Origin of the sequence: Leyella stercorea DSM 18206, assembly GCF_000235885.1 — a bacterium.
GTDB lineage: Bacteria > Bacteroidota > Bacteroidia > Bacteroidales > Bacteroidaceae > Prevotella > Prevotella stercorea.
In genome coordinates this window covers 33,612-58,125 of record NZ_JH379436.1, presented here as the reverse complement: position 1 = coordinate 58,125, position 24,514 = coordinate 33,612, and the positions used below count along the sequence as shown (strand labels likewise).

General features: G+C 47.5%; 19 protein-coding genes. 14 read left to right on the top strand and 5 right to left on the bottom strand.

All coding sequences use genetic code 11. The features are described 5' to 3' along the window. Positions 1-6 precede the first annotated feature (6 nt). Positions 7-1,479, top strand: a complete 1,473-nt coding sequence (locus HMPREF0673_RS07375) for a DUF1846 domain-containing protein (RefSeq protein ID WP_007900278.1) — start codon at positions 7-9, stop codon at positions 1,477-1,479. Positions 1,480-1,544: 65 nt separating this feature from the next. On the opposite strand, the gene HMPREF0673_RS07370 is transcribed toward HMPREF0673_RS07375, so the two are convergent. Continuing rightward, positions 1,545-1,967, bottom strand: a complete 423-nt coding sequence (locus HMPREF0673_RS07370) for a hypothetical protein (protein WP_007900277.1) — start codon at positions 1,965-1,967, stop codon at positions 1,545-1,547. Positions 1,968-2,146: 179 nt separating this feature from the next. Between HMPREF0673_RS07370 and HMPREF0673_RS07365 the strand changes: the two genes are divergently transcribed. The 11 genes from HMPREF0673_RS07365 (at position 2,147) to HMPREF0673_RS07315 (ending at position 15,241) form a co-directional block, all read left to right on the top strand. After that, entirely contained in the window at positions 2,147-3,838 is a 1,692-nt protein-coding gene (locus tag HMPREF0673_RS07365) for a glycogen/starch synthase (RefSeq protein ID WP_007900276.1), read from the top strand. 46 nt (positions 3,839-3,884) lie between these two features. Continuing rightward, positions 3,885-6,440: an alpha-glucan family phosphorylase gene (gene glgP, locus HMPREF0673_RS07360; RefSeq protein ID WP_007900275.1), complete on the top strand. Its 2,556-nt coding sequence runs from the start codon at positions 3,885-3,887 to the stop codon at positions 6,438-6,440. A 325-nt stretch (positions 6,441-6,765) separates the two neighbouring features. Then, complete coding sequence (gene rplU / locus HMPREF0673_RS07355; RefSeq protein ID WP_007900274.1) at positions 6,766-7,083, top strand: 50S ribosomal protein L21; 318 nt, start codon at positions 6,766-6,768, stop codon at positions 7,081-7,083. Between the two features lie 18 nt (positions 7,084-7,101). Then, positions 7,102-7,365 carry a 50S ribosomal protein L27 gene (gene rpmA, locus HMPREF0673_RS07350; RefSeq protein ID WP_007900273.1) on the top strand — a complete coding sequence of 88 codons (264 nt, stop codon included), beginning with the start codon at positions 7,102-7,104 and terminating at the stop codon, positions 7,363-7,365. A 210-nt stretch (positions 7,366-7,575) separates the two neighbouring features. Then, on the top strand, positions 7,576-8,865 hold the full coding sequence (serS, locus tag HMPREF0673_RS07345) for a serine--tRNA ligase (protein ID WP_007900272.1): 1,290 nt from the start codon (positions 7,576-7,578) through the stop codon (positions 8,863-8,865). A 150-nt stretch (positions 8,866-9,015) separates the two neighbouring features. Then, positions 9,016-11,364 carry a bifunctional dihydroorotate dehydrogenase B NAD binding subunit/NADPH-dependent glutamate synthase gene (locus HMPREF0673_RS07340; RefSeq protein ID WP_007900270.1) on the top strand — a complete coding sequence of 783 codons (2,349 nt, stop codon included), beginning with the start codon at positions 9,016-9,018 and terminating at the stop codon, positions 11,362-11,364. 130 nt (positions 11,365-11,494) lie between these two features. Next, positions 11,495-11,860, top strand: a complete 366-nt coding sequence (locus tag HMPREF0673_RS07335; protein ID WP_007900267.1) for a DMT family protein — start codon at positions 11,495-11,497, stop codon at positions 11,858-11,860. Between the two features lie 6 nt (positions 11,861-11,866). Further along, complete coding sequence (locus HMPREF0673_RS07330; protein ID WP_007900265.1) at positions 11,867-12,595, top strand: tRNA 2-thiocytidine biosynthesis TtcA family protein; 729 nt, start codon at positions 11,867-11,869, stop codon at positions 12,593-12,595. A 96-nt stretch (positions 12,596-12,691) separates the two neighbouring features. After that, positions 12,692-13,300 carry a thiamine phosphate synthase gene (locus tag HMPREF0673_RS07325; protein ID WP_007900260.1) on the top strand — a complete coding sequence of 203 codons (609 nt, stop codon included), beginning with the start codon at positions 12,692-12,694 and terminating at the stop codon, positions 13,298-13,300. A 26-nt stretch (positions 13,301-13,326) separates the two neighbouring features. Beyond that, positions 13,327-14,271, top strand: a complete 945-nt coding sequence (locus HMPREF0673_RS07320) for a ribose-phosphate pyrophosphokinase (protein ID WP_007900258.1) — start codon at positions 13,327-13,329, stop codon at positions 14,269-14,271. A 211-nt stretch (positions 14,272-14,482) separates the two neighbouring features. Further along, positions 14,483-15,241, top strand: a complete 759-nt coding sequence (locus tag HMPREF0673_RS07315; RefSeq protein ID WP_007900256.1) for a YaaA family protein — start codon at positions 14,483-14,485, stop codon at positions 15,239-15,241. Positions 15,242-15,268: 27 nt separating this feature from the next. Here HMPREF0673_RS07315 and HMPREF0673_RS07310 read toward each other — a convergent pair whose 3' ends face one another. The 3 genes from HMPREF0673_RS07310 to HMPREF0673_RS07300 all read right to left on the bottom strand — a co-directional run bounded on the left by HMPREF0673_RS07310 (position 15,269) and on the right by HMPREF0673_RS07300 (position 20,482). Then, positions 15,269-15,670, bottom strand: coding sequence for a hypothetical protein (locus tag HMPREF0673_RS07310; protein WP_007900255.1), 402 nt, complete (start codon positions 15,668-15,670; stop codon positions 15,269-15,271). 72 nt (positions 15,671-15,742) lie between these two features. Then, the gene (locus tag HMPREF0673_RS07305; RefSeq protein ID WP_007900254.1) at positions 15,743-17,869 is read right to left on the bottom strand and encodes a Tex family protein; all 2,127 of its coding nucleotides are present in this window, start codon (positions 17,867-17,869) and stop codon (positions 15,743-15,745) included. Between the two features lie 321 nt (positions 17,870-18,190). Beyond that, the gene (locus tag HMPREF0673_RS07300; protein ID WP_007900253.1) at positions 18,191-20,482 is read right to left on the bottom strand and encodes an NADP-dependent malic enzyme; all 2,292 of its coding nucleotides are present in this window, start codon (positions 20,480-20,482) and stop codon (positions 18,191-18,193) included. 191 nt (positions 20,483-20,673) lie between these two features. Here HMPREF0673_RS07300 and HMPREF0673_RS07295 point away from each other — a divergent pair, with 191 nt between their 5' ends. Continuing rightward, positions 20,674-21,300 carry a TetR/AcrR family transcriptional regulator gene (locus tag HMPREF0673_RS07295; protein ID WP_007900252.1) on the top strand — a complete coding sequence of 209 codons (627 nt, stop codon included), beginning with the start codon at positions 20,674-20,676 and terminating at the stop codon, positions 21,298-21,300. A 105-nt stretch (positions 21,301-21,405) separates the two neighbouring features. Here the strand turns inward: HMPREF0673_RS07295 and HMPREF0673_RS07290 are convergent, their stop codons facing one another. Continuing rightward, positions 21,406-23,625: a RelA/SpoT family protein gene (locus tag HMPREF0673_RS07290; protein ID WP_007900251.1), complete on the bottom strand. Its 2,220-nt coding sequence runs from the start codon at positions 23,623-23,625 to the stop codon at positions 21,406-21,408. Between the two features lie 146 nt (positions 23,626-23,771). On the opposite strand from HMPREF0673_RS07290, the gene HMPREF0673_RS07285 reads away from it, so the two are divergent. Further along, a complete protein-coding gene (locus HMPREF0673_RS07285; RefSeq protein ID WP_007900250.1) occupies positions 23,772-24,509 on the top strand; it encodes a peptidylprolyl isomerase in 738 nt (245 codons plus the stop codon). The last annotated feature ends 5 nt before the right edge of the window (positions 24,510-24,514 follow it).

Below are 24,514 nucleotides of genomic sequence, written 5' to 3'. Positions count from 1 at the left end.
GCAATTATGAACATCGGATTTGATAACGAGAAGTATCAGAACATTCAGTCGGAGCACATCAAGGAGAGAATTTCGCAGTTTGATGGAAAATTGTACCTCGAACTTGGTGGCAAACTTTTCGACGACCATCATGCAAGCCGCGTGCTGCCGGGTTTTCAGCCCGACAGCAAGTTGCGCATGTTTCAGAAGATAAGTGACAGCATAGAGATAGTGATTGTCATTAGTGCTGCCGACATTGAGAAGAACAAGAAGCGCGCCGACCTTGGCATCACCTACGACGAGGATGTGCTACGTTTGCGCAGCGAGTTCCAGAACCGTGGCTTTATGGTCGGTTCGGTTGTCATCACTCATTACAACGGACAGCCCGCCGCAATCGCCTTCAAGCAGCGTCTTGAGCGCAGCAACATCAAGACCTACTGCCACTACCTTATTGAGGGCTACCCGCATGACGTCAAGCTCATCGCTTCAGACAACGGCTTCGGAAAGAACGACTACGTAAAGACCGAGCGTCCGCTGGTTATCGTGACCGCACCGGGCCCGGGCAGCGGCAAGATGGCTGTATGTCTTAGCCAGCTCTATAACGAGAACAAGCACGGCGTAAGAGCGGGCTATGCAAAGTTTGAGACATTCCCGGTTTGGAACCTTCCATTGAAGCATCCGGTGAACATCGCATACGAGGCAGCAACGGCAGACCTTAACGACGTCAACATGATTGACCCATTCCATCTTGAGGCTTACAACAAGATTGCGGTGAACTATAACCGCGACATCGAGATTTTCCCCGTATTGAACGCTCTCTTCGAAGGCATCTACGGCGAGAATCCATACAAGTCGCCGACAGACATGGGCGTGAACATGGTAGGCTTCTGCATCAGCGACGACAAGGTTTGCTGCGAGGCATCGAAGAACGAGATTATTCGCCGTTACTATGAGGCTACAAATAAGCTGGCTCTCGGCGCATGCAACGAAGGAGAAATCAGCAAGATACAGATGCTGTTCAACCAGGCGAAGATAACAACCGACTTCCGTCGCACCACCGTTGCAGCACGCGAGTGCCTGAAGCGTACAGGACACACATCGTCAGCTATCGAACTTGAGGACGGCACAATCATCACTGGCAATTCAAGCCCGCTGTTGGGCTGTAGCGCCGCTCTTCTGCTTAACGTGACGAAGCATCTTGCCGGAATCGACCACACAACAAAGCTCATTCCGCAGTCGATGATCGAACCGATACAGTACACCAAGACCAATTATCTTGGCGGTCACAACCCGCGTCTGCATACCGATGAGGTGCTCGTGGCGCTCTCTGTACTCTCTGAGAACGACGAGAACTGTCGCAAGGCATTGGAACAATTGCCTAAGCTGCGTGGCTGTCAGGTTCATTGCACGGTTATGCTTAGCGAAGTGGACAGAAAGATTTTCAAGAAATTGGGCATTGGACTTACATGTGAACCTGTGCAAAAGAAGCAGGTTCAATAGATATTTAGATTTATATACAACTACGTCCGGTTTGTAATATTCTCCCAATTACAAACCGGACGTTTCTATTCAACAACAAATTTTAGTTCTACTGGCAACTTTAACCATTTACGATTGACGACAATTTTCATGCGACTACCACTCTTTTGCTTTAGTACATAAGAACCGTCTTTGGGGTTAAATATAAGTGTGGCAGTCAAATCTTCAGAACCATAGTCGTTTGTTATCTCAAGCGTAGCAGTATGTTTATCTTCTATCTTTGCAGAAGTAATTAACCATTTGCGTGGATCGCGCATAGCACCAAAGTAGCCTGGTGTCTCACCAAAAAGTTCTTGACCAGGTACAACAATGTTATTTTGATAGAGATTTATATGCATGTAGACTTGATATTCGTCATTACAGATACGAGCATTGAACACTTTGTCTGTTTGTGACATTATTTTTAGAGATACAAGAAAGAAGAAGAGAAGAAAGGGTACCTTTTTCATATTATTTAAGTATTGGTTATATCATTATGTTCTTTGTATGACAACTTGTTATGCTGTAATGTCCATGCAAAAATAGGGAATTTATATCAAGAATAAGGCTATTTTACGAAAAAAAAATGTGTCAATAATCGTTTATTTACCTTTTAAATGTTATTTTTGCACGCAACATTAAACTTTTTATGAAAAGAGACATTTTATTTCCAGACTATATTTTTGAATCAAGTTGGGAAGTTTGCAATAAAGTAGGAGGTATATACACAGTACTTTCTACGAGAGCCAAGACGCTTGTAGAGCAGCTTGGTGACAAACTTATTTTCATAGGTCCTGACTGTTGGGGAGAAAAAAACAACCCATACTTCACAGAAGACAACAAACTCTTCGCTACATGGAGAAAGAAAACTGAAGCAGAAGGTTTAAAAGTAAAGGTTGGTAGATGGAACGTACCAGGCGCTCCAGTAGCTATTCTTGTTGACTTCAACTCTTATTTCGCAGAAAAGGATATGATTTATGGTCAACTTTGGGAGAAATACCATGTTGATAGTCTTCATGCATACGGCGATTACGACGAAGCTTCTATGTTCTCATACGCAGCAGCACTTGTTGTAGAGAGTTTCTATAATAGCGAGATAAGAGGCAATAAAAAGTCTGCAAAGGTAATTTACCATGCCAATGAATGGATGACAGGTCTCGGTGCACTCTATATCAACGACCATCTGCCACAGATAGCAACGATTTTTACAACACATGCAACAAGTATCGGACGCAGCATTGCAGGCAACAACAAGCCTCTCTATGAATACTTGGAAGCTTATAATGGTGATCAAATGGCAGCCGAGCTCAATATGGAGAGCAAACACTCGATAGAGAAACAGACTGCATTGCATGTAGATTGCTTCACAACTGTGAGCGATATCACAGCCACAGAGTGCAAGGAACTTATGGACAAACCAGTAGACGTAGTGCTGCCAAACGGCTTCGAAGATGACTTTGTGCCACAGGGCAAGACTTTCGACAAGAAGCGTGCCACAGCCCGCAAGCGTCTGCTCGACATAGCACGTGCTCTCTCTGGCGACGAGATTGAAGACGACGCAATCATCATCTCTACAAGCGGACGCTACGAATGGCGCAACAAGGGTATTGATGTCTTCATCGATGCTATGAATCGTCTGCGCACCAATGCAGAGAACCTTAAGAAGGACATAGTTGCCTTCATCGAAGTGCCAGCATGGGTGAATTGTGCACGCGAAGACTTGGCAGAGCGTTTGGCTGCTATGGAGGAAGGTGAGAAATTCGACACTCCGCTCCCTACCCCAGTCATCACTCATTGGCTGAACGAGCAACAGAATGACCGTGCATTGGGCATGATGAACTGGCTCGGCATGCACAACGCCAAGGGCGAACGCGTAAAGCTGGTGTTCATTCCGTGCTATCTCACAGGCGAGGACGGCATTGTGAACCTTTCTTATTATGATACCATCCTGGGCAACGACCTCTGTGTTTATCCTTCTTATTATGAGCCATGGGGATACACTCCTCTTGAAGCAACAGCGTTCAAGGTGCCGTGTATCACAACTGATCTTGCAGGTTTTGGACTTTGGGCTAACACTGTTGTTGGCAAGGAAAGTACCATCGAGGATGGTGTGGAGGTTATCCACCGCACAGATTACAACTACAATGAGGTAGCGGACAGCATTAAAGCTGCAGTAGAAAAGTTCACCAATGCAACAAAGCAAAAGCAGGGACGCATACGCAACAAAGCACGTGCTCTGGCAGAACATGCATTGTGGAGTAAGTTCATTACCTATTATTATGAGGCTTACGATATCGCGCTTCGCAACGCAGAGGCAAGATGCTCTAAAGTGAGTAAATAACAAAAAAGAAGAGAAAAACAACTAAATAAATAATAATTAATAACTTATGAAAATCAAAGCAGACTATGCTAATACTCCTCAGTGGAAGGAGGTAACCATCAAGTCTACACTTCCTTCAGAGTTGAAGTGTCTTGATGAACTCGCACACAACATGTGGTGGGCGTGGAACTACGAGGCTCGCAACATGTGGAAAAGCCTTGACAGCGATCTCTATGAAGAGGTTGGACACAACCCTGTAATGCTTCTCGACCGCCTTAGCTATGAGCGCAAGGAGGCTATCGTGAAGGATAAGGCAATCATGGAATCGGTAAAACAGGTATACAAGAAGTTCCGCGAGTATATGGATGTGAAGCCAGACGCAACACGTCCTTCTGTGGCTTATTTCTGTATGGAGTATGGTATCAATCAGGTTGTAAAGATTTACTCTGGTGGTCTTGGTATGCTCGCAGGTGACTATATGAAGGAGGCTTCTGACTCTAACGTAAATATGTGTGGTGTCGGCTTTCTTTATCGTTATGGCTACTTCAAGCAGACCCTCTCAATGGATGGTCAGCAGATTGCAAAGTACGATGCACAGAACTTCAACTCACTCCCAGTAGAGCGTGTGCTCGACGAGGATGGTCAGCCTATGGTTGTTGATGTTCCCTACATGAACTATCAGGTACATGCATATGTATGGGTAATGAACGTAGGTCGCATCAAGCTCTACTTACTCGATACAGATAACGATTTGAACTCAGAGTTCGACCGCCCTATCACACACGCTCTATATGGTGGTGATAACGAAAACCGCCTGAAGCAGGAGATTCTCCTCGGCATCGGTGGTATCCTCACACTCAAGAAGCTCGGTATTAAGAAAGATATCTATCATTGCAACGAGGGTCACGCAGCACTCTGCAACCTCCAGCGTCTTATTGACTACATCAAGGAAGGTCTGTCGTTCAACGAGGCTCTTGAACTCGTTCGTGCTTCTTCACTCTATACTGTTCATACTCCAGTACCGGCCGGTCACGACTACTTCGACGAATCACTCTTCGGCAAGTATATGGGCGGTTATCCTCAGATGCTCGGCATCACATGGGACGAGTTCATCGGCATGGGTCGCAACAATCCTGAGGATCACTCAGAGCGCTTCTGTATGTCTGTATTCGCTTGTAACACCTGCCAAGAGGTTAACGGCGTAAGTAAACTTCACGGTTGGGTAAGCCAACGCATGTTCGCTCCAATCTGGAAGGGTTACTATCCGGAGGAGAGCCACGTAGGCTACGTAACAAATGGTGTTCACTTCCCGACATGGACAGCTACAGAGTGGCGCAAAGTATACGCTAAGTATTTCGACAAGAACTACATTTACGACCAGAGCAACGAAAGCCTGTGGCACGCTATCTACAATGTGCCTGACGCAGAAATCTGGGAGACACGTATGGCACTCAAGAAGAAGCTCGTCAACTATATCCGCGAGAAGTTCGCTGCTACATGGTTGAAGAACCAGGGCGATCCTTCACGTGTTGTTGCCCTTCTTGACAGTATCACACCGAACGCTCTTTACATCGGCTTCTGCCGTCGCTTTGCTACATACAAGCGTGCTCACCTCCTCTTCACCGATTTGGAACGTCTTTCTAAGATCGTGAACAACCCGGAGCGTCCGGTTAAGTTCATCTTCTCAGGTAAGGCACACCCGGCTGACGGTGCTGGCCAGGGCTTGATTAAGAAGATCTTCGAGATCAGCCAGCGTCCTGAGTTCCTCGGTAAGATCATCTTCCTCGAAGACTACGACATGCAACTCGCTCGTCGCCTCGTATCAGGCGTTGATATCTGGATGAACACTCCGACACGTCCGCTCGAGGCTTCTGGTACATCTGGCGAGAAGGCTGAGATGAACGGTGTTGTAAACCTCTCAGTTCTCGACGGCTGGTGGGTTGAAGGCTATCGCGAGGGTGCAGGTTGGGCTCTCAAGCAGGAGCGTACATACCAGAATCAGGGTTATCAGGATCAGCTCGACGCAGCTACCATCTACTCACTGCTTGAGAATGAGATTCTGCCGCTCTACTACAACCGCAACGAGCAGGGCTTCAGCGAGGGTTGGATAAAGACAATCAAGAACTCTATCGCAACTATCGCTCCTCACTATACAATGAAGCGTCAGCTTGACGACTACTATGAAAAGTTCTACAACAAGGAGGCTGCAAACTTCAAAAAGCTCGCTGCCGACAATAATCGCCTTGCCAAAGAGCTCGCTACTTGGAAGGAGACAGTTGCAGAGCGTTGGGACTCTATTCGCATAGTAAGCAAGGATGATTCTATGCTCTATGCTGCCGAGACTGGCAAGAAGTACACTCTTCGCTACGTTATCGACGAGCAGGGTTTGAACGATGCTGTTGGTCTTGAGCTTGTTTCTATCAAGACAGACAAGAACGGAGAGGACCACATCTTCAGCAAGCGCGAATTCAAGATGGTAGGCCGTGATGGCAACAACTACACATTCGAGGCTACATTTGAGCCTGACGTAGCTGGTGCATTCAAGAGCTGCGTACGTATGTACCCGAAGAACGAGAACCTTGTTCATCGTGAGGACTTCTGCTATGTTAAGTGGCTTGACTAATTGATTTATAATTCAAGTTGACGAGTAGACTCGTTGACAAATAAATAAGAAGACGAGTAGACGAATAAACGTTTTCGTAGCGTTACTATGATGCTATACAAACCTTTATCTGTCTGCTCGTTTTGCATTTAATGACCCAATTTATAGAAAACTCCGTTAATTAGACATTCAATCTGTTAAACTTTTTAAATTTTCCATTACCTAACACACTTAATAATATAAATAATTTGTATCTTTGCAGCCGATTTAGTCCGTAAAGGCTCAAAGAAGTTGCGGCACGATGCTTGCACGCCTTGCGGAAAAACCCGTTTATATAAATAAATAAATGTACGCAATCGTAGAGATTAACGGTCAGCAGTTCAAGGCTGAGCAGGGCAAGAAGCTCTTCGTTCACCACATCAAGGACGCTCAGGAAGGCCAGACTGTTGAATTCAACAAGGTACTGCTTGTTGACAAAGAAGGTTCAGTACAGGTAGGTGCACCTGCCGTAGAAGGTGCTAAAGTTGTATGTGAAGTTGTAAATCCTCTTGTAAAGGGTGACAAGGTCATCGTATTCAAGATGAAGCGCCGCAAGGACTATCGCAAGAAGAATGGTCACCGCGCACAGTTCACAGAAGTTGCAATCAAAGAAGTAATCGCTTAAATTTAGGAGGAACAAGAAATGGCACATAAGAAAGGTGTAGGTAGTTCTAAGAACGGACGTGAATCAGCTTCTCAAAGATTAGGCGTTAAAATCTGGGGTGGCCAGAAGTGCATCGCAGGCAACATCATCGTTCGCCAGCGCGGTACAAAGCACAACCCGGGCCTGAACGTAGGTATTGGTAAGGATGACACACTCTATGCATTGGTTGACGGCGTCGTTAACTTCCGCAAGGGTCGCAAGGACAAGAGCACTGTGTCTGTAATACCTGAAGCAGAGGCTTAAATTTAATAAAAAAACTATTCCAAACAAACATATTAATCCCAATCCTCATACACTTGAGGATTGGGATTAATGCTTTTTATACATTACTACCCTTCCGTACACTAATAAATTCTTAGTTTTTTATTAGTTTTTATGCCGTAAGAAATATTTTTTATGTAATTTTGTATCTCGAATAAGATAACGAAGAATTTTATAATTAATATTTCAGATATGCTTACACTTAAACTCATCAGTGAGGAAACAGAACGTGTTATCCGCGGTTTGAACAAGAAGCACTTCAAGGGTGCTGAGGAAGCCATTAACGAAGTGCTCGCAATCGACAAGCGTCGTCGCGAGACACAGCAGGAACTTGACTCGAACCTTGCAGAAGCAAAGAAGATGGCAGCCCAAATCGGTACTCTTATGAAACAGGGCAGCAAAGAAGAGGCTGAAGAAATAAAGAAAAAAGTAGCTTCTCTTAAAGAAGTGAACAAACAGCTTGAAGAAACAAAGGCACAGACAGAGAAAGACCTCGTGGCTAAGCTTTGCACTATTCCTAACATTCCGAACGATGATGTTCCGGAAGGCAAGGACGCAAGCGACAATGTTGTCGTTAAGGAAGGTGGTGAAATGCCGAATCTCCCGGAGGACGCTATGTGCCACTGGGATCTTTGCAAAAAGTTCAATCTTATCGACTTTGATTTGGGCGTTAAGATTACAGGTGCCGGCTTCCCTATCTATGTAGGCAAGATGGCTCGCTTGCAGCGTGCTCTTGAGGCGTTCTTCCTTGATGAAGCTCGCAAGAGTGGCTACCTTGAGGTACAGCCTCCTTACGTTGTGAACGAGGCTTCTGGTTACGGTACCGGTCAGCTTCCTGATAAGGAGGCTCAGATGTACCAGTGCCAGCTCGACAACCTCTACCTTATCCCTACAGCCGAGGTGCCAGTAACAAACATCTTCCGCGACGAGATACTCGACGAGAAAGATCTGCCTATCAAGCGTTGCGCTTACTCAGCTTGCTTCCGTCGTGAGGCTGGATCTTACGGCAAGGACGTTCGCGGTCTGAACCGTCTGCATCAATTCGACAAGGTAGAGATTGTACGCATCGACAAGCCTGAGCATTCATACCAGTCGCTCAACGAGATGCTCGACCATGTAGAGGGCCTGCTTAAGAAGCTCGAACTCCCCTACCACATCCTGCGTCTTTGCGGTGGTGACATGAGCTTCACATCTGCCATCTGCTACGACTTCGAGGTATGGAGCGCCGCACAGAAGCGTTGGCTTGAGGTTTCTTCCGTATCTAACTTCGAGAGCTATCAGGCAAATCGTCTGCATTGTCGCTATCGCAATTCGGAGACAAAGAAGACCGAGCTTTGCCACACTCTCAATGGTTCTGCACTTGCTTTGCCGCGTATAGTGGCTGCAATCATCGAGAACAACCAGACACCTGAAGGCATCCGTGTACCGAAAGTACTCGTACCATACTGCGGTTTCGAGATGCTCGACGATAAGAACTTTTAATTAATTACAACGGAGATTTGAGAGTTAAGATTTGCACGTTGCGAAAGCGTATGATATTTACACGTATAACAACAGGCAGTCGTAGCTCTCAAATTTTTGTTTTAATTCATCTACAAAGCAAACATCAACAAATCTAATCCGTTACTACCTATGAACAAAATTGTCCTTAAAAAGCAACTTTCTGAAAAGGTATTCCTTTTTGAAATCGAAGCGCCATTGATTGCCAAGAGCCGTAAGGCTGGTAACTTCATTATCGTCAGAGTTGGCGAGAATGGCGAGCGTGTGCCTCTTACTATTGCTGATGCAAGCATTGAGCGTGGCACTATCACTATTGTGGTGCAGAAAGTTGGATTGTCATCAACCAAGCTGTGCGATCTTAACGAGGGCGACTACATCACCGACGTTGTAGGACCGCTCGGCAACCCTACCCATATAGAAAACTTCGGAACTGTAGTATGTGCTGGTGGTGGCGTTGGCGTAGCTCCAATGCTTCCTATCATCCGTGCATTGAAGGCTGCTGGCAACCGCGTGCTTTCGGTTATCGCAGGTCGTTCTAAAGAACTTGTTATTCTCGAAAACGAAATTCGCCAGAGTTCTGACGAACTCATCATAATGACCGACGATGGTTCGTATGGCGAAAAGGGTGTTGTGACCGTAGGTATCGAGAAGTTCATCACTCAAGAGGAGCATGTGGACAAGGTGTTCGCAATTGGTCCTCCTATCATGATGAAGTTTTGCTGCCTCATGGCACAGAAGTATAACGTACCGGTTGAGGTATCGCTCAATACTATCATGGTTGACGGCACGGGCATGTGTGGTGCTTGCCGACTCTCTATTGGCGGCAAGACCAAGTTCGTATGTATCGACGGACCGGAGTTCGATGGTTCGCTTGTCGATTGGGACGAGATGTTCAAACGTATGGGCACTTTCCGCGATGCAGAACGCGAAGAGATGGAGCATTACGAAGAGCATTTGCGTGGCTTTGCAAAGCAAGAGGAACTTCACACTTGCGAGACTTGCATGGATGTAGAGCCTACAACCGAAACCATCGAAGAACTCACCAATCGCGATTCTGAATGGCGTAAGGAGCTTCGAGCTGCAATGAAGCCTGCAGAACGCAAGGCTATTGAGCGTGTAGCAATGCCTGAGCTTGACCCCGTGTATCGTGCGACCACACGTACCGAGGAAGTAAACAAAGGCTTGACAAAGCAGATGGCTGTACGCGAGGCTCATCGTTGTCTCGACTGCGGAAAGCCAGCTTGTGTAGAAGGCTGCCCGGTTAACATCAATATTCCTTCATTCATCAAGAACATCGAACGCGGACAGTTCCTCGCTGCTGCCAAGGTTCTTAAGAGCACATCTGCTCTGCCTGCTGTCTGCGGTCGTGTATGTCCGCAGGAGAAGCAATGCGAGAGCAAGTGTATCCATCTTAAGATGAACGAACCGGCTGTAGCTATCGGCTACCTGGAGCGCTTCGCTGCCGACTTCGAGCGCGAGAGCGGCAACATCGCTCTGCCCGACCTTGCTCCAAAAAACGGTATAAAGGTGGCTGTAGTTGGTAGCGGTCCTTCAGGACTCAGCTTTGCTGGCGACATGGCTAAGAAGGGTTATGAAGTGCATGTGTTCGAGGCATTGCACGAGATTGGCGGCGTATTGAAATATGGCATCCCCGAGTTCCGTCTGCCTAATCACATCGTTGATGTAGAGATAGAGAACCTCAAGAAGATGGGCGTTGAGTTCCAGACCGACTGCATCGTTGGAAAGACGATAACTGTCGACCAGCTCGAATCTGAAGGTTTCAAGGGTATCTTCGTGGGCTCGGGCGCAGGTCTGCCTAACTTCATGAACATCAAGGGCGAGAATTCGCTCAACATCATGTCATCTAACGAGTATCTCACTCGCGTAAACCTCATGGATGCTGCCAATCCACTCGCCGACACACCTCTTAATATAGGTAAGCATGTGCTCGTTGTAGGCGGAGGCAACACCGCTATGGACTCTTGCCGTACTGCTAAGCGCTTGGGTGGCGACGTTACTCTTGTATATCGTCGTTCTGAGGCAGAGATGCCGGCACGTCTTGAGGAGGTGAAGCATGCAAAGGAGGAAGGTATCAATTTCCTCACGTTGCACAACCCGATAGAATATATCGCTGACGAGAAGGGCGCCGTGAAGGCAGCCGTGCTTCAGGTTATGGAACTTGGAGAGCCTGACGCAAGCGGACGCCGCTCACCGGTGCCGGTTGAGGGCAAGACCGTAACACTCGATGTCGACCAGGTAATCGTTGCAGTTGGCGTATCTCCAAACCCACTTGTTCCAAAGTCGATCGAAGGTCTTGAGCTTGGCAGAAAAAACACTATCGCCGTTAACGACCAGATGCAGAGTTCGCGTCCGGAAATTTTCGCAGGTGGCGACATCGTTCGTGGCGGAGCTACCGTTATCCTTGCTATGGGCGACGGCAGAAGAGCGGCTGCGTCTATGGATGAGAAGCTCAGAGGATAAGACAATGAACGGATAACAAACAGATAACGAAAAATAACGAACGAAATAAAGGAGTCGGAAACAAGCAACCGGCTCCTTTATTTCTGACAAGAATGACAACTTACGATAATAACAATTGAAAGAAAACACAATGTCAGGATTCTACACAATAATACTTCTAATATTAAGTAACATCTTCATGACTTTAGCTTGGTACGGACATCTCAAGCTACAGCAGACTGGCACGTCGAGCCATTGGCCGCTTATAGGCGTCATCGTATTCTCGTGGATGATAGCCTTCTTTGAATATTGCTGCCAGGTACCAGCCAATCGTATCGGCTTTCAAGGCAACGGCGGACCGTTCTCACTTGTGCAGCTGAAGGTTGTACAGGAATGCGTCAGCCTCATTGTCTTTGCCGTGATAGCCAACGTAATGTTCCAGGGCGAATCGCTCAGATGGAACCATCTGCTTGCCTTCGTGTTCCTCGTAGCGGCAGTTTATCTTGTTTTCAAATAAGAAGCCATGCCGAAGACTCCCGAACAAATTCTATACCATACGCTATACAAGCGTTTTCAGAAAGCTCTAACAGACTTCTCTATGCTCTCTGACGGTGACCGCATACTTATCGGTCTCTCAGGCGGTAAAGATTCGCTCTGTCTGCTTGAGATGCTTGCACAGCGACAGCGCATTTATAAGCCACGGATAGAAGTAGAAGCCGTACATGTGCGCATGGCGAACGTGAGCTACGAATCAGACACATCTTATTTGGAGTCTTTTGCCAAAGAGCACGGCGTGAAGCTGCACATCGTGCAGACTGCATTCGACGATACCACTCCTTCTGACAAACCTGTTTGCTTCCTTTGTTCGTGGCACAGACGTAAGGCTTTGTTCCGCTTCGCACAAGAAAACGGCTTCAATAAGATTGCATTCGGACATCATCAAGACGATATTATTCACACTGCGATGCTCAACACCTTCTTCCAAGGCTCGTTCTCTACGATGCCAGCCGTGAAGCAAATGGACAAGATGCCTGTGACTATCATTCGTCCATTGTGTTTGGAACACGAAAGAGATATAGCACAGTATGCTCAACTCCGCCAATACGTAAAGCAGAAAAAGGCATGTCCGCACGAGCGTAACACCAACCGTACACAGATGAGACGCATATTTGAAGAAATAGAGAAAACGAACCCCGAAGCACGCTATTCCGTATGGCACGCCTTGCAGAAAGGCGGAAAACTCGTGGAATAACACGGTCAAATTACATTTCGGTTACAAATAGTTGGCTATAAAATTGCCTGTTTGATAGAAAATTCATACATTTGCACTAAATTAAGAATACGGACTATGAAGTTAGCAATAATGACTAAATCCACTTTCTTTGTGGAAGAAGACAAAATACTTGCAGCCCTCTTCGATGTTGGGTTAGACAATTTGCACCTTTATAAGCCAGAGACTTCGCCTATTTATTCAGAGCGGCTATTGTCGTTGCTGCCAGATAAAGCCTACGAGAAGATATTCGTACACGGACATTACTACCTAAAGGATGAATATCGTCTTGCAGGAATACATCTTGATAATGCTGCGGAGCCAGTGCCTGAAGGCTATAAAGGTAAAGTCGGACGCACGTGTCGCGACCTCACACAGCTTAAAGAACTCAAAAAACAATCAGCATACATTTTTCTTGGTAACGTTTTTAATAGCCAGTCAGAGCCATTAGAACCTTCTACGTTCACGATGAACGAATTGGAGGATGCTGCCGACAAAGGATTGATTGACAAGCGAGTGTACGCATTGGGTGGAATGAATGTTGATAACATACAAATAGCACGCGACCTTGGTTTCGGCGGAGTGGTTATCCGTGGCGACCTCTGGAACAAGTTCAACATCCACAATCAAATGGATTACAAAGAACTCATAACTTACTTTGAGAAATTAAGAAAGCTTATATATTAAAACCTAACAAATAACAACAATTAAAGATGAGTGAACAAAACTCTTTTTTGGTATTCTCAGGTACAAGCACGAGATACCTTGCAGAGAAGATCTGCGCAAGTTTGGGTTGTCCTTTAGGCAATTTGGTAGTAACCAGATTTTCTGACGGCGAGTTCGCAGTATCGTACGAGGAGTCTATCCGCGGTCGCGACGTATTCCTCGTTCAGAGCACATTCCCGAATTCAGACAATCTTATGGAATTGCTCCTTATGATTGACGCAGCGAAGCGCGCTTCTGCACGCCACATCATCGCCGTTATTCCTTATTTCGGCTGGGCTCGTCAGGACCGTAAGGACAAGCCACGTGTTAGCATCGGTGCGAAGCTTGTTGCCGACCTTCTGAGCGCTGCAGGTATCGATCGTCTTATCACAATGGACTTGCATGCTGACCAGATCCAGGGCTTCTTTGATGTACCGGTAGACCACCTTTACGCTTCTGGTGTTATTCTGCCTTATCTGCAGAGCCTGAACCTGAAGGCTGACGAATTTGTTATCGCTTCGCCTGACGTTGGCGGTTCTAAGCGTGCTAACACTTACGCTAAGTACCTCGGTTGTCCGCTCGTGCTCTGCAACAAGACCCGCGCTCGTGCAAACGTTGTTGACACCATCCAGATTATCGGTGACGTTAAGGGCAAGCACGTGATTATCGTAGACGACATGGTAGACACAGCAGGTACTATCACAAAGGCAGCCGACGTAATGAAGGAGGCTGGTGCGCTGAGCGTTCGTGCTTGTGCTTCTCACTGTGTAATGTCTGGTCCTGCTTCTGAGCGTGTTCAGAACTCTGCATTGGAGGAGATTGTTTTCACCGACTCAATCCCTTACTCTAACCGTTGTGCTAAGGTTAAGCAGCTTTCTGTTGCGGACATGTTCGCAGAGACCATCCGCCGCGTTATCAGCAACGAGAGCATCAGCTCACAGTATCTCGTATAATAAGCCGTAGATCGTAAGATTTCTATTAGATATTGAGATACGAGCAAAATATAAAGGGCAAAAGTAGATTCTTATTTTCTACTTTTGCCCTTTTTCCTGTATACATGCCAATTTATATGCTAGTAACAAGGTTGTTGTCGCAGTTCGTCCTATTTTCAGATAACAAGACATTAATAATTTAATTTTAGAAACTAATGATTTAAATAATAACATGCAGATACTATTAGCAAATGCCAAAATTATGTTTGGCAAGACAGACAGAAAGCCACTCTCAACACCACTCTTCCAGACCACAGCCGACATGCTGGCTGCAGAAATGGCAAAAATGAATATGGAGGATTTGGCTCGTCAACTTGATTGCAGTAAGAAGATTGCCACGGAAAACTGGATACGCTACCAGAACTTCGTGGTTGCCGAAAAGATGCCAGCCCTGCTTGCCTACAATGGTCAGGCATATAAGCATCTGCGTGCTGCCACCTTGAGCGAAGAGGCTTTAGAATACGCTCAGAAACATCTCTGGATTACATGCTTTCTCTACGGATTACTCCGTCCCATGGATGCCGTCGTACCCTATCGTATGGAACATTACGTCTCCCTCGAAACCACAAACGATAAACCCATCAACCATTTTTGGAGAGATAAACTGACAGATGTGCTTATCGCGAGCGTGCAAGCTGATGATGGCATTCTCCTGCATCTCTCTACCGAGGAATACGAACATCTTTTCGATTGGAAAAGGGTATGCAAGGAAGTGACGGTTGTTCAGCCTCACTTCTACATACGACAAAAAGACGGCAGTTTGAAGACGCCGGCGGTATGGGCAAAATCATGTCGTGGAGCGATGGTACGCTTTATTCTGAACAATCGTCTCGTCACTCCAGAGGAACTTAGCGGATTCAGTTATGAGTGTTTTGAATTCGCTCCACAGTTAGGTGACACGACCGTTCCTCATTTTGTAAGAGAAGCATGACGAACATCAGCCATAAGAGCTGGGTGATTAGGAGAATTTCACCTGCTCCACTTCTTTCACAAGCGAGTCTTTTCCGTTGAGCAGGTAGTACTTCACCCTTACTACATTGTTTATCTCTGCAGATCCTTTTACTTTTATGTGAAGGGTTTTGCCATACACAGTAGTGTCTCTGCGCGATGGATACGATACAAGCTGTATGAATTGCTTGGTAGAGCCGCTACCGATGTAGTACAATCCAACGCTATCTGCAACGATTGTCGTATCTGCCACCTTTGCTCGCGTCTTCTTGTTTATCAAACCCGTGTCGGCAGGTTCAAACACCGAAGACGCAACCGTATCACCCAACTTCGGCGAAGGGGCGAAACGACAGCTTGCAACAGCAAATCCCATAGCAACGATGCACGCAGCAATTAACAATATCGATTTCATCTTATACTTTTTTTAGAATATACCATTGTTTGAATATACATGTAAGGAAGGAGGCTAAAGCCTCCAACCTTCCTACTCCTTCATCGACAGCGATATACGCTGGCGCTTGCAATCAACTTCCGTCACACGCACTACCACATGCTGATGCAGCTTCACAACATCGTTCGGGTCCTTCACATATCGGTCAGCAAGCTGCGAGATATGTACCAGTCCGTCCTGATGCACACCTACATCTACGAAAGCCCCGAAGTTCGTGATGTTCGTCACGATGCCAGGCAGAAGCATACCCACCTGCAAATCGCCTATCTCGTGCACACGTGGGTCGAACTCGAACACCTCAACCACAGCACGTGGGTCGCGACCTGGTCGTTGTAACTCAGCCATGATATCGGTGAGCGTAAGCATACCGACGGTCGGTGTGACATAGGCATCGAGCTTTATGGTCTTCTGCAGGTTCTTATCCTCAATCAGTTGTGCCACGGTACAGCCTTTGTCCTTTGCCATGCGCTTGACGATGTCGTAGCTTTCTGGATGCACCGCACTATTGTCCAACGGGTTCTTCGCATTCGGAATGCGCAGGAAGCCGGCACACTGCACGAACGTAGCCGGACCAAGACGCGGCACCTTCTTCAGTTCCTCACGTGATTTGAACGCTCCGTTCTTCTCTCTGTACTCTACAATGTTCTTAGCTGTCGTGGTGTTCAGTCCGCTGACGTAGGTGAGCAGGTGGCGGCTGGCTGTGTTGAGATTGACGCCGACGGTATTCACACACGACTCCACAACCATATCAAGAGATTTCTTCAGCTCCGACTGGTCCACATCATGCTGATACTGGCCTACACCGATGCTCTTCGGGTCAATCTTCACAAGCTCAGCAAGCGGATCCATAAGGCGTCGTCCGATAGAAACTGCTCCACGCACCGTCACGTCCTCCTCCGGAAACTCCTCACGCGCAGCCTCCGAAGCCGAATAAACCGAAGCGCCGTCCTCGCTCACCACGAAGACATGTATCTTTGGGTCAAGACCTATCTCCTTTAGGAAAGCCGACGTCTCTCTGCTTGCCGTGCCATTGCCGACGGCTATTGCCTCGATGGCGTATCGCTCGACCATGGCGAGCACCTGGCGTGCTGCGCCACGGGTGTCGCTCTTGGGCGGATGCGGATAGATAGCCTCGAAATGGAGCAGTGTGCCCTGTGCGTCGAGACAAACCACCTTGCAACCGGTGCGGAAACCAGGGTCTACACCCATGACACGCTTCTGTCCGAGTGGAGCAGCAAGAAGAAGTTGGCGCAAGTTTTCAGCGAATACGTTGATAGCCTCTTGATCGGCAGTCTGTTTGCTCGACACGGAGAACTCTGTCTCGATGGAAGGCTTGAGTAGTCGCTTGAAAGCATCGTCGGCAGCCTCGGCAACGAGTTTACTGCACTCGCCGTAGCCACGGACGTATTGCGCCTTTATCTTATCTTTGCATACCTCATCATTAGCAGAGATGCTCACCTTCAAAAATCCCTCACGCTCACCACGACGCATTGCCAACAATCGATGCGACGAACAACGGCGGAGCGACTCTGAGAACTCAAAATAGTCGCGGTATTTCTGCGCCTCCTCCGTATCCGCTTTAGTCTTCACCACCTTCGATGTGATGATGGCTTCGCGCCTGTACACACTTCTTACCGACTTGCGCACGCTCTCGTTCTCGTTGACGGCTTCGGCTATGATGAACTTCGCTCCCTCAAGTGCTTCGGCTACCGACTTCACTTCGCCCTTCACGAAGTGTTCGGCTGTGCGGCTGATGCTCTTGTCGAGTTGCAGCAGAATGGCGTTGGCAAGCGGTTCGAGTCCGTTCTGACGGGCAATGTCTGCCTTTGTACGGCGCTTCGGCTTGTATGGCAGATATATATCTTCAAGTTCGGACAGCGTCCAACAATCTTCAATACGCTTGCGCAACTCGTCGGTCAGCTTGCCCTGAGCCTCGATAGTAGAAAGTATTGTCTCCTTGCGCTTCGCAATGTCTGTGAGTTTCTCGCGCATCAGCGCAATGTCTGACACCTGCACCTCGTCCATGTTGCCGGTCATCTCCTTGCGGTAGCGACTGATGAACGGTATGGTGCAATTCTCGTCGAGCAACTGTAGCGTATTCTCCACTCCGCGCTGTGGCAAACCAAGCGCATCGGATATTATTCGTGTAAATGTATTCATCTTGTTTGTTTTATACTACAAAGTTAGTGGAAATAGAAGAGAATACAAAATAGAAATGTGGCTTTTTAGTCAATACTTCGAACTTCTACCTAAGTAAAGTTGATGTTTTATTATCTGCAAGTGGCACTTAAACATAGCAGATGTGGCACTTAAACATTGTAGAAGTGCCACTTAATCACAATATCTAAAGAACTAAAGGACAATATATAGGATTTTCACAAAAGCTTGTCAAATGAAAAAAAATGAGAACAGACCATTCGGAGTTGCCACAATCGTGCATTTCATAACATGAAACTCCGAACGGTCTGTTCTCAATTGTAATTAATTATGTCCACTTATCTTCTTTGTAACATAAGCATCAATCACAGCCACAGCCGTAATGTTCACTATGTCACGTACCGAACTCTCAAAGTCGGTAAAGTGGATTGGCTTATTCAAGCCCATCTGAATCGGGCCTATGATCTCGGCATCCGGGTCAAGTGCCTGCAACATTTTGTAGCTACTCTGTGCACTGCTCATATTCGGGAACACGAGAGTGTTGACATCTTTACCCTTCAGACGTGTGAATGGATACTTGTCATCGCGCAACTGCTTATTTAGCGCAAAGTTCACCTGCATCTCGCCATCGATACACAATTCAGGGTAGCGTTGCTGCAAATCATCGACTGCCGCATGTACCTTAACCGGGCTACCTACCTCGTCGGTGCCGAAGTTAGAGTAGCTAATCATTGCTATGTTAGGTTCCTCGTTGAAGAAGCGTACGGTGTTAGCCGAGAGGCGTGCCACATCGGCAAGAATATGCTCGTCGGGATGGCGGTTGATGAGTGTGTCAGACACAAAGAATACGCCTTTTTTTGTATTAAGGATATGCATTGTTGCAAATGTGCTATACTCCTTACGAATACCAATCACCTCCTTCGCAACCTTGATAGTGTTAGAATACTTAGTGTAAAGACCGGTGATGAATGCATCGGCATCGCCCGTCTCTACCATCATCATACCGAAGTAGTTGCGCTCATACATCTTGTCGTATGCCTCCTCGAAGGTGTAGCCCTGACGTGCACGCTTCTTCGCGAGATGCTTAGCGTATGTGGCACGGCGTCCCTGCTCCTGATCGGCACGCATGTCTACGATGTCAATGCCCTCAAGACTTAGCTTCAGACGCTGGGCAAGTCGTTGCAGACGATCGGGGTTGCCGAGAAGTACTGGATGGCAGATGCCCTCAAGGCGTGCCTGAACGGCAGCCTTCATCATAGACGGGTGACCGCCCTCGGCGAACACTACGCGCTGCGGATGCAGACGGGCTGTGTCGTGGAGGTTGCGTGTGAGCTTTGTCTCCTGACCCAGCAGCTCCATAAGATTCTTCTTGTAGGCGTCCCAGTCGGTGATGGCTTTGCGTGCTACTCCACTCTCCATTGCAGCCTTGGCAACAGCCGCACTCACCTCTGTGATAAGACGGGGGTCGACGGGTTTCGGGATGAAGTATTTCGGACCGAACGTGAGATCGTTAACGTGATATACCTCATTCACGATATCTGGCACTAGCTGCTTCGCGAGGTCGGCAATGGCATGAACGGCAGCCATCTTCATCTCCTCGTTGATAGCCTTGGCGTGAACGTCGAGTGCTCCACGGAAGATGTACGGGAAACCGATTACGTTGTTAATCTGGTTGGGATAGTCGCTTCTGCCAGTAGACATGAGCACGTCGGGGCGGCTTGCCATTGCGTCCTCGTAGCTGATCTCGGGCACGGGATTGGCAAGAGCGAACACGATTGGCTGGTCTGCCATAGAGCGAATCATATCCTGCGAGAGCACGTTGCCCTTAGAGAGTCCGACGAACACGTCGGCGCCCTTCACGGCTTCCTCAAGGGTGTGTACATCCGTACGCTTTGTAGCGAACAGAGCCTTCTGCGGAGTGAGGTTCGGACGGTCGGCGGTGATAACACCCTTCGAGTCGAGCATCACGATATTCTCCACTCTTGCGCCAAGCGCTACGTATAACTTTGTGCAGCTTATGGCAGCTGCACCTGCTCCGTTTACAACAATCTTTACGTCGGCGATGTTCTTGCCGGCTACCTCAAGCGCATTCTTCAAACCGGCTGCCGAAATGATGGCTGTGCCGTGCTGGTCGTCGTGCATCACGGGGATGTCGAGGGTCTTCTTCAGACGCTCTTCAATATAGAAGCACTCTGGTGCCTTAATATCCTCAAGGTTGATGCCGCCGAAGGTAGGCGCAATCTTCTCTACTGCCTCGCAGAACTTCTCCGGATCCTTTTCAGCAACCTCGATATCGAATACGTCGATGCCGCCATATATTTTAAAGAGCAGGCCTTTGCCTTCCATAACTGGTTTACCGCTCATTGCTCCAATGTCGCCAAGACCTAATACGGCGGTGCCGTTTGAAATGACGGCGACAAGATTGCCTTTGTCTGTGTACTTATACACATCGTCCGGATTCTGCTGAATCTCGAGACACGGGAAAGCTACACCAGGAGAATACGCCAAACTAAGGTCGGTCTGGGTGTGGTAAGGCTTGGTCGGCTTCACCTCAATTTTGCCAGGACGTCCACTTTCGTGATACTCCAATGCACTTTCTTTTGTGATTTTAACCATTGTATTAAATAATTATTAGATATAGAATTTCACCGCAAAGTTACTGAAAAAGCTTGGATTAAAAGCATTGCTTAAAAGATTGTTTCGCCCGTTTTATTTAAAATAACATAAAAACTCGCAACACTTTGAAAGTTTTTTTATACTTTTGTGAAAAATTATTGCGATATTCATCATATTATAAACAAAGATTTATGCACAAGGAAAGTTCTCAAACATGCTATAAGTTGGAATTGCGCAACAGAATACTAAAGGCTGCTATGACAGAATTTTTACACAAAGGCGTGAAGTCTGTAAAAATGGATGACATAGCAAATGCTCTTGCTATATCCAAACGCACGTTGTATGAGATTTACTCTAACAAAGAGGAGCTTCTGCTTGAGGCGGTGCGTATTCATGAGGAGGAGTTCAACGACCACATGGTGCAGTATAGCCAGAACAAGAATCATAGTGTGATGGATATCATTATCGAGTTTTACAAGAAGAAACTACTTGCTATTGCGGACGTATCTCCTTTATTCTTAGTTGAACTACGCAAGTACAAGCAGGTTGTAGCATATCTCGAACAGTTAAATGCTGAACGCCACAACAACGCCTTGCTATTCTTCAGACGTGGTGTAAGAGAGGGGTTCTTCCGTTCGGACATCAACTTCGACATTATTCTTAAAACAAGTTCTGCGTCTGCCAACTACGCTATGGAAACCCAAATGTATAAAGAATATAGCATAACTACAATCATGCACAACACCATTTTCCTTTATCTGCGCGGTATTTGCACCACAAAAGGCATAAAGGAACTTGACGCTGCAATCGCCGAATAAGCATTATATAAAAATTTAATAAAGCCTTAGTAAAACATTCATACACAAGAATGTACATACATTTACCAAGGCTTTATTTTGTATATAAAAAGTACAACTTTATCTTTACAAACGTGTAACCGACTTTACTCCCTTCACGGTGCGCAGCTTCTTCAACAATGCGTCGAGCTTCGACGTGTCGTCGATAAGCACGTTGAGATTGCCGCTGAACAGTCCGTCGTGACTGTCGATGTTTATCGACTTCATCACTATCTTTTGCTCCTTAGAGATGATGCTTGTGATGTTGTTCACGATGCCGAGGTCGTCGTTTCCTACAACGCGCAGCGTGATGTTATACTGCGATGTTCCCTTGCCGCTCCATCTTGCTTTCACTATTCGATAGCCGAAGCGCTTGCGCAGTTCGGGGGCGTTCGGACAGTCCTGGCAATGTATCTTGATGCCGCCGTTCACGGTCACGAAGCCGAATATCTGGTCGCCGTAGATAGGATGGCAGCATTGTGCCAGCGAGTAGTCCACGCCTTTAAGGTTGCGGTCGATAACCAGCTCGTCGTCTGACGACTTTGTGCGGAAGCTGTTTGCATTATTGTCTTTGTCAAGCACAAACTCTTCTGCCGAACGTATCGCAGCGCCCATCTTCTGGTTTGCACCGTGTTCTTTCTCGGCTATGTATCCGTCCACAACATCGTTGATGTCTATCTTCTCGTCTACGAGTTGTCTGTAGAAGTCGGAAGTCTCCTTGAAGCCCATCTTCGAGATGAGATGGTAGAGCACGCTCTCCTCAAGTTCTATCTTTCGGTTCTTGAACTTGCGCTCGAGCATCTCTTTCGCAAACACTCCGTCCTTCACCTTCAGCTCCTTCAGCGCAAGGCGTATCTTCGACTTTGCACGCGAGCTTTGCACGATGTTCAGCCACTCCTGCTTCGGCGTCTGGTTGTTCTGCGTCAGAATCTCTATTGTGTCGCCCGAGTGAAGCACCTCTCTGAACGACACGTTTCTGCCGTTTATCTTGCCGCCGACGCACTTGTTGCCGACGCCTGAGTGTATGTGGTAGGCGAAGTCGAGCACGGTCGATCCTTTCGGAAATTTCAGCAGATCGCCTTTCGGCGTGAATACGAACACCTCATCTTCGTACAGATCCATCTTGAACTGGTCCATAAGCTGCAAGCTGTCGCCTGCTTCGAGCGCTGCTCGTATGTTGTTTAGCCAATCGTCTATGCCCGAATCGCCCTTGATGCCCTTATAGCGCCAGTGCGCAGCCAGACCTTTCTCGGCTATCTCGTCCATGCGCTCGGTGCGTATCTGCACCTCCACCCACTTCTGCTCCGGACCGAGCACGGTTATGTGCAGACTCTCGTAGCCGTTCGACTTCGGCACCGAGAGCCAGTCGCGCAGACGCTTCGGGTTGGGCTGGTACATATCGGTGATGAGCGAGTAGGTCTGCCAGCATTGCATCTTCTCTTCGCTCAGCGGCGAGTCGATGATGATACGTATGGCGAAGAGGTCGTAGATGCCCTCAAATCCGCATTGCTGCTTCTTCATCTTCTGCCATATCGAGTGTATGCTCTTCGTTCTGCCTTTTATATGACTCTTTATGCCCATGGCGTCGAGTTTCTCGGCGATAGGCTTTATGAACTTCTCAATATATGCGTCGCGAGAGCGCTTCGTCTCGTTCAGCTTCTCCTTTATCATATAGTAGGCGTCGTGCTCAAGATACTTCAGGCTGAGATCTTCCAACTCGCTCTTCAGCTTATAGAGGCCCAGCTTGTGTGCCAGCGGAGCATACAGATAACTCGCTTCTTCGGCCACCTTTTGCTGCGCTTCGTTGTTTTCCGTATCGCGGATATGGCGCATAAGCACCACGCGCTCCGATATCATAATCAGTACCACGCGCATGTCCTCGGCGAACGAAAGCAGAAGGTTGCGAAAGTTCTCGCTCTCTATCACCGGCGACTTGCGGTATAGCTCATGAATGCGTACAAGGCCACGGATGATATGCGCTATGCTCGCACCGTATTCCTTCTCTACCTGCTCGATTGTGAGACTCTCGTTCGCCACGCTGTTGTAGAGCAATATCGACAGCACGCAGTCGCGCTTCATGCCTATTTCCTCAAGCTCGAGCAAAGCGGTGCGAAAACTCATAAGTATAGGATTTAGCCCGAAAACATCTCTATTTATCTTATTCTCTTGGAGTTCTGATTCGATTTGGGCACGTACCTTGACAGCATCTTCTTCCGTATACTCGTCACCCATCAGCGACTTCAACTGCTCGGCTATCTCAAGGAGCGTTGTCCTTTCTTCGTCTGTAAATTTGAACTTTTCTTCCATAATTACTATGTTGTAAAAACATTTAATATGAAGACAAAGGTAAAAATAAAATCTGACAAACAATAGCTTTACACAATTGTTTATTCGTCATTCACAGAATTTATAATTAATTTTGCATATAAATACTAATCTCATATATAATAACAATGGCAAAGATAAAGATCGAGACACCGAAGGGCGACATCATCGTGCGCCTCTACGACGACACCCCGAAACATCGTGACAATATGCTGAAGCTCGTTGAAGAGGGTTTCTACAACGGAACGCTGTTCCATCGCGTCATCAAGGACTTCATGGTGCAGGGCGGCGACCCCGACAGCAAGAATGCGCCGAAGGGAAAGCAGCTTGGTGCAGGCGGCCCCGATTACACTATTGAGGCTGAGTTCACACCTACACACTTCCACAAGCGCGGCGCTCTTGCTGCAGCACGCTTAGGCGACGAGGTGAACCCCAACAAGGAGTCGAGCGGCAGCCAGTTCTACATCGTGCTCGGCGAGAAGTACAACCAGGGACAGCTCAAGCAGATGGAGAAGCAGATGAAGCAGAACCAGGAGACCATCACCTTCAACGACCTTGTGACCTACTACAAGAAGGAGATTATGGAGATGCGCAAGAACCGCGACCGTGCCGGACTGCAGGAAATGCAGGAGCGCCTTATGAAAGAGGCGAAGGAGATATGCAAGCAGAATCCCGTGGGCTTCAGTGCTGAGCAGATGGAGGCTTACACAACCATTGGCGGCACTCCGTTCCTCGATGGCGAGTACACCGTGTTCGGAGAGGTAGAGGAAGGACTGGACGTTGTAGACGCTATACAGAACGCCGACACCGACCGTGCCGACCGTCCTACTGAGGACATCGCCATGACTATCACACGTATTGACTAACAATC